We start from the raw sequence: 2,395 nt of genomic DNA, 5'->3' as shown, positions 1-2,395 counted from the left end.
GTCATCGGCACCTTCATGCGGCTCGTCCACGAGTTCCCCGGTACGACCTTCTCCGACGTGAACGAGTGCTCGGAGTATCAGCCGGAAAAGTCCGCCTGCCTGACGCTGAGCGAGGCTGAGCGGCTCATGGCCATGGCGATCTGCGGCATCTATCACCTTGAGGTCCATGAGGGCATCGCGGAGCGCCCGCTTGAACGGTACCTGGACTTTTACGCCGCCCGGCATTCCGGCGGCGGCTCGGTCCCGGCCCGCATCATCGACCGCCGCCGCTTCATGCTCGACTTTCTGCCGTTCGAGGAGCGGCGCCTGACCAACCGCGGCTTCGAGATTCTGGGCGTCGCCTGGTTCGACGATGTCCTGCGTCCCCTGATGGCACGTGGAATCGGGCGGGGGATGCCCAGGTACACGCTGCGCTTCGATCCGCGTGACATGTCCCGCATCCACGTCTTCGACGAGGCCCTCGGCGATTATCTGACCCTTGCATACCGCAACCGCACCAACCCGCCCGCCACCTACCGGGAGCTCAGGCTGGCGCGGGAACGGCTGTCCGACCTCAAGCGGGACCTTGTCACTGAACGCCGGATCTTCGACACGATCCTGCTCATGCGCCGCGAGATCGCAGCGGCCGCCGTGAAGACCAGGTCGGCGCGCAAGAGCCAGGAACGGCGCGCCGTCGCCCTGTCGGCTGCGGCCCGGGACCGGGAAATCGGAACGATGCCGCAGGTCCGTGAGACTTCGGCGCCGGGCACCGGCCGCGATCATCCCATCCCGGGATTCCGGCGCGGTGAGTGGATCGAGGATGTATCGGAGGATCTGTAATGTCGTCCGGAAACCATGTCACCGAAACCACACGGGCCTACCTCGGCCTGCCCGATCCGCAGCGCATCGCCAGGATCAACCGCGACGTCTGGATCGGGTACGACCGGGCCGGCAAAGCGTTGCGGCGCTGCCTGGAAATCCACGAGGGAAGCCGTTGCCGCGACAGCCTGCTCGTTGTCGGGCCGTCGAACAACGGCAAGACCATGATCTTCCGGCGCTTCCTCAGTCGGACCTGGCAGCGCCAGCAGCCACGGGCGGAAGCCTCGACTTTGCGCGTTCTGGGCATCGCCGCGCCCAACGGCGCCGACGAGAAGGGTCTGCTGCTGAACATCCTGGAAGCGGCGGGGGCGCCGGTGGACCGGAAAGCGGCGACCCGGGACCTCAAGGTGGTCACATACGACCTGATCAGGAGAACGAGCCTGCGCATCCTGCTGGTCGACGATCTGCACATGGCGCTGCGCGGCTCCCGCAGGGCGGTCGGTCAGGTCCTGGGCAGGCTGAAACTGATCGGCGAGGAACTGGGCGTCTCGACCATCGCCTTCGGCACCCGGGAGGCGCTCTACGCGGTCCGAACCGAGGAGCAGTTCATGAACCGGTTCCCGCCCTTCCCGCTGCCGCGATGGGAGCTGGAGGACCCGGAGTACTGGCGCCTGCTGAACAGCTTCGGGCGCTTCCTGCCCCTGCGCGAACCCTCGGAATTGGACGACCCGGTGCTGGGCACGCGGATCCTCGCCCGGGCCGAGGGCCTGATCGGTGGCGTGGCGGAGATCATCCGGCTCTGTGCCGTCGAGGCGATCCGCTCCGGCGCCGAGCGCATCACGCCCGAGGTGCTGGAAGCGATCCACTACATCCCGCCGTCGCACCGGGACTCGGCCGCCACCCTCGGCATCGAGTGAGGCATGGGCGGCGCGGAACTCCTGATCGAATTCCAGGAGCCGATGCGCCTGGGTGGCCGGCTCTGGCCCCTGCGGCCCCGGATCGGCGGGGATGAGCTGCTGTCGAGTTGGCTTCGGCGGGTCGCGGCAACTTATGGGATCGCACCGCGGACCTTTCGCGCCAAGGTTCCCTGCGGGCATTCGTTCGACGACGCCGACCTAGAGATGCCGGCGGCGGGCCTCGCTTTTCTTGCAAATGTCTCCGGGCATGCCTTCCCGGATCTGGCCGGCGCGATGCTTGTCCCGCCGGCCGGCTACCTGATCGCCCGGGACGATCACAACGTCCAGGCCGCGCTGGTGCGGACCGACGGCATGCTGCTGCGCGATCCGGAGCGGGGGCGTTTGCCGGTGCTGCAGTTCTGTCCGCGCTGCCTCGCCGAGCATCCGGATCCGGTTTTCCGAAAGGACTGGCGACTTGCCCATGTCTGTGCCTGCCCGGACCACGGTGTTCGTCTTCACGACCGGTGCCCTGGCTGCGGCGCCCGGGTCGACCTGCTCTCCGGTCGGAAAGCCGTGCACGAACCCCAGTGTCACCGCTGCGCGTATGTTCTTCGACTGGCTCCGGTCACGCCGGCGGCGATGCTCACGCTGATAACCCAGAAGCGGCTTGCCGCTCTGTTCGACTTCATGGTCAATCGGGG

The 2,395-nt window shown here is 67.4% G+C and carries 3 protein-coding genes; all 3 read left to right on the top strand.

The genetic code is table 11. The features are described 5' to 3' along the window. Positions 1–819: Mu transposase C-terminal domain-containing protein (locus tag N826_RS38720; protein WP_169789515.1), on the top strand; the 819-nt coding region annotated here is incomplete at its 5' end. Then, positions 819–1,715, top strand: coding sequence for a TniB family NTP-binding protein (locus N826_RS38715; RefSeq protein ID WP_044437910.1), 897 nt, complete (start codon positions 819–821; stop codon positions 1,713–1,715). The genes N826_RS38720 and N826_RS38715, both read left to right, overlap by 1 nt. Before the next feature lie 3 nt (positions 1,716–1,718). Continuing rightward, positions 1,719–2,395, top strand: a 677-nt coding sequence (locus N826_RS38710; protein WP_044437908.1) for a TniQ family protein, incomplete at its 3' end; no start/stop codon positions are given.

This window comes from Skermanella aerolata KACC 11604, assembly GCF_000936425.1.
GTDB classification, from domain to species: Bacteria; Pseudomonadota; Alphaproteobacteria; order Azospirillales; family Azospirillaceae; genus Skermanella; species Skermanella aerolata.
The sequence above is the reverse complement of the archived record's forward strand: the minus strand, read 5'-3'. Positions and strand labels throughout refer to the sequence as shown.